Here is a 3924-nt window from a genome sequence, read left to right as displayed (position 1 = left end):
TCCCTCACCGACACCCCCGCCCCCGCGAACTCCGGCGCGAACGAGCGTCGTCAGAACAGGACCCGTGAAATGCAACTCATCCCAGAAGCCCTGGCGAGGGCTCATATCCATCAGCGCTTGAGCGAGGCCGAGACCGAACGCAGAGCTCTCCGGCTCGCCACGGCCCGGCGCATGCAGCGCCGTGCCGAACGCGTCTCGCTCCGCGCCCGCCGCGCCCTCGCCATGGCCGTCATGCAGTGACGCCGACCCGTCACCTGCCCACCCTGTAGCGCGCCCCACACCCCTCCGGGGGAGTGCGGCGCGCTACGCGCTGTGGGGAGAGGAACGAGGACTGCTGGTGCTGGTGATGGGTGCTGGTGCTTGGCAGGGCAGCGGCTCGGGAGTGGATGGTGAGCGTCGGCGTCCGGCACGGATCGCGCGTGTCGACATGCGGATCGGACAGTGCGCAGCTACGACTGAATCGCGATCGCGCGATGCAATATTTCGATCAGGCCGTGCGCCCTTGTGATGGATCGTGCGCCCGGCGAGTGAATCGTGCGCCGGGGGCGACGGGGCCGTGCGCTGGATGCCGGAGTCGTGCTCCGACACGCACAGCCTTACTGGTGCGTTGTGCACGTATTGTCGGCCTCGGCGGGGATATCGTCGGGCAGTGGACCATGAGACGCATGAACGGGCGGAGTTGACCGACGAAACCGACCGGACCGACTGGTCCGCCTCGACCGGCGGGCGCGTCGGCACCGGCGAGGGCACGGTGTGTGCCCGGTGCGGCGCGGCGGCCGAAGGCACGCCCGCGACCTGGACCTGTTCCATCGAGAACGGCACCCGCCGCTACTTCTGCGAAACCTGCGCCCGCACCCACCTCCGCGCCATCGAATCCCGCCTGGACTCGACCTGGTGGTGATCGCGGTGGTGCCGTGATCGCTGTGGCGCAGGTCAGGCAGGATGGCTGGGGCGCAGGTCAGGCAGAGGTTTCTTCTGCGTCCTCCTCGTCTGTGGTCGCGCCGCCCAGGGGACCCGTACCAGTGCCGGCGCCCGCGCCAGTGGCGGTGTCGGTCTCCCCGCCGGAACAGGTGTCGCGGACGGACTGGGCGGGGATGGGGGCCGGCTGAACGAAACCCGGTAGCCACATGGTGAGTTCATCGCGGAGCCGGACCGTCGCGCCCAGCTGGCACAGGACGCCGATCGTGCTCAGCGTCACGCGATGTATCAGGAGGTACGCCGGCGGCAGGTTCAGCTGCTTGCCCAGCTGGTGGGCGGGGGAGCGGGGATCCGCGATCCGGGCGGCCTGAGTGCGCATCCAGCCCCGGGTGAAGGTGAACTCCTCGGCCTGCGCCGGCTCGATGATCGGCAAGAGGTAGTCCAGTACCGCGTCCGGCTCCAGATCGACGGAGTCCTTGATGAAGTCCTCCTCGCACAGCAGCTCATAGACCGCGTCCGCCTGGCCGTCCAGCGTCATCCGCAGCGAGGTGCCGATCGTGGGCGGCAGCCCGTCCGGCAGCCGGTCGACCGTACCGAAGTCCAGTACGCCCAGCCGCCATTCCTCCGGCGGCCCGTCCGGCGCGTCCCCGGTCAGCAGGCGGAAGTTGCCCGGGTGCGGGTCGGCGTGCAGCAGGCCCGTACGGGCGGTGCCGGAGAAGAGGAAGCGGGCCAGCAGCTGTCCGGCGCGGTCCCGCTCCTCCGGGCTGCCGTCCGAGATCACCTCGGAGAGCGGTACCCCGTCCATCCACTCCGTGACCAGCACCTCGTCGCCCTGGTGGACGACAGCCGGCACCACGACGTCCGGATCGTCGGCGAACTCCGCGGCGTACGTGCGCTGAGCCGCCGCCTCCAGGCCGTAGTCCAGCTCCTCCGAGACCCGGTCGCGCAGCTCGGTGATCAGCGGCTTGACGTCCATACCGGGAATGAGCGGGCCCAGCAGGCGCGCGAACCGCCCCAGTTGGGCGAGGTCGGAGAGCAGCGCCTCGCCCGCGCCCGGGTACTGCACCTTCACCGCGACCTCGCGGCCGTCGTGCCACACCGCCCGGTGCACCTGCCCGATCGAGGCCGCGGCCGACGGCTTGTCGTCGAACTCCGCGAACAGCTCCCGCCAGTCCTCGCCCAGCCGCTGGGCGAGCACCGCATGAACGGTGGCGGAGGGCAGTGGCGGCGCCGCCTCCTGCAACTTGGTCAGCGCGGCGCGGTACGGCCCGGCGATCTCCTCCGGCAGCGCCGACTCGAAGACGGACAGCGCCTGCCCGAACTTCATCGCCCCGCCCTTGAGCTGGCCCAGCGTCGCGAACAGCTGCTCGGCGGTGCGCTGCTGGAGCTCCGTGGCGATCATCTCCGCCGGTCGCCCGCCGATGCGCTTGCCGAGTCCGAGCGCGGTGCGTCCGGCGAAGCCCAGGGGGAGGGCGGCGAGCTTGGCGGTCCGGACGACGGCCTTGCGCGGCAGATCAGACATGTGCGCGTCCTCCCAAGGTCCCGACTCGGCCGGGAGCGTTGTTCCCACAGGTCAGTTGAGTCAGAGCGGTCGGATCGATCAGAGCGGGTGGGTCAGCTGGAACAGCCGGTCCAGCGAGGTCGGTGGCGCCGGTGACGTGGATGACGCCCGTGAAGCCGGAGCGTTCAGTGAGGTCGGCGGGGTGGATGGAGGCGGCCGGGACGGCGCGGTCGGTGTCCGCGGGGTCGGTGACCGCTGGGTGAGGTTGTGCCGGCATGCGCCCCTCCAACTCGCGCTGGCCCCGGGTGGGGTTACTCCGTCATTGTGGCGTGTCGGGGACGAGGATCCGAGGCGGCTGCGGTGGTGGAGGAGCGCGCCGCGCCACAAGGGCACTCGGGGTGAGCCTCGATCTGATCGGTGTCCCAGCTCATACAGGGGAGCGCAAGCTCTGTCCGTGCGCCCGTACAGGGTGGCAGATGCCCGTCGAGGAACGTCAGGACCTGTGTCGCGGCGAGTCCCGCAACCGTCGTGGCCAGCGCCGCGTCGCACGCGGGCACGACCGGCGCGGCGCGGCCCGAACGCCACTGGGCCAGCAGCTGGGGCCAGGCCGGCTCAGCGTCCGTACGGCGCAGCTCCCAGCAGCCGGCGCAGGCCGATTCGCCGGGGAGCACCAGCGGCCCCACCACTCCCGTGGCCTCGATCACGCCCACGAACAGATGGGGTATGCCGGCGGCGAGGAACGGCTCGGCGAGCCTGGGATCGGGGGCATAGGCGGCCAGACCGTCCCGCGGGGCGAGCACCATCAAGGCGGTAGGGGACTCTTCGGACAGGTTGGGTGCATCGCCGGTGGCCCGGGTGGGGCGGCCGGTTCGTCGCTTCCATGGAGAGGAGGCGCTGACCAGGCGGCGGGCGGACACGTCGCGCCGCTCGCCGACGTGGTCGGCGGGAAATCCGGCGGGCAGCACGTCCCAGGGCTCGACCCGGCCGCCGTCGTACACGTCCACCTGTCCGACGCCCGCCGCGGACAGCAGTGCCGCGATCGAGGCACCCACCCGGCCCGTGCCGCGCACCCGCACCCGTGCGGAGCGGCGCGCCCACATCCGTTCATCCGCGCCCGCCGAGTCGCGATGGCGTACCGACAGGGCGGCGAGGTCGGGGCGTAACCGGTCGAAGGCGGGGAGGTCGGCCTGGAGCGCTTCGGTCGCCGGGGTGCCACGGGCCGGAGTGTCCAGCAGCCCGGCGGCGTCCAGGCGGCCGACGATTTCGCGGGCGTGGCCCGGCGGCAGCTGGAGCGCCTTGGCCTCGCGCTCCAGCTGCTCCACGCTGCGGGTGCCGTCGATCAGGCTCAGCAGACTGCCGGTCGCGCTGTCCAGCGGGCCCACCACCACGGCGTGGGCCGGCGCGACGCCGAAGCGCACGGTGGCCCTGTCCGGCCAGCCACGCCGCAGAGCCGGCTTGAGCAGCGGGTGAGGGGGAGCGAGGGGAGCGGACGGCTGAGAGGGGAG

General features: G+C 72.0%; 4 protein-coding genes. 2 read left to right on the top strand and 2 right to left on the bottom strand.

Annotated features, from left to right (window positions below; translation table 11 throughout):
- Both CCS38_RS21815 and CCS38_RS21810 read left to right on the top strand, forming a co-directional pair.
- Positions 1-240 (top strand): putative WhiB-interacting protein (locus CCS38_RS21815; protein WP_223734989.1); only part of this gene is annotated, 240 nt, incomplete at its 5' end.
- Positions 241-649: 409 nt separating this feature from the next.
- Positions 650-901, top strand: coding sequence for a hypothetical protein (locus tag CCS38_RS21810; protein ID WP_223734991.1), 252 nt, complete (start codon positions 650-652; stop codon positions 899-901).
- 57 nt (positions 902-958) lie between these two features.
- On the opposite strand, the gene CCS38_RS21805 is transcribed toward CCS38_RS21810, so the two are convergent.
- Together CCS38_RS21805 and CCS38_RS21800 are read right to left on the bottom strand one after the other, a co-directional pair.
- Positions 959-2440 (bottom strand): ABC1 kinase family protein, encoded by a 1482-nt coding sequence (locus CCS38_RS21805; RefSeq protein ID WP_223734988.1) that lies wholly within the window; start codon positions 2438-2440, stop codon positions 959-961.
- 290 nt (positions 2441-2730) lie between these two features.
- Positions 2731-3867 (bottom strand): TOMM precursor leader peptide-binding protein, encoded by a 1137-nt coding sequence (locus CCS38_RS21800; protein WP_223734990.1) that lies wholly within the window; start codon positions 3865-3867, stop codon positions 2731-2733.
- Positions 3868-3924: the final 57 nt, after the last annotated feature.

This window comes from Streptomyces purpurogeneiscleroticus (assembly GCF_020024005.1).
GTDB classification, from domain to species: domain Bacteria; phylum Actinomycetota; class Actinomycetes; order Streptomycetales; family Streptomycetaceae; genus Streptomyces; species Streptomyces purpurogeneiscleroticus.
This window is presented reverse-complemented; position numbering and strand designations above follow the sequence as displayed.

Excerpts from the sequence above, each read along its gene's own strand:
- CCS38_RS21805 (WP_223734988.1), bottom strand. The coding sequence starts at position 2,440 with ATGTCTGATCTGCCGCGCAAGGCCGTCGTCCGGACCGCCAAGCTCGCC.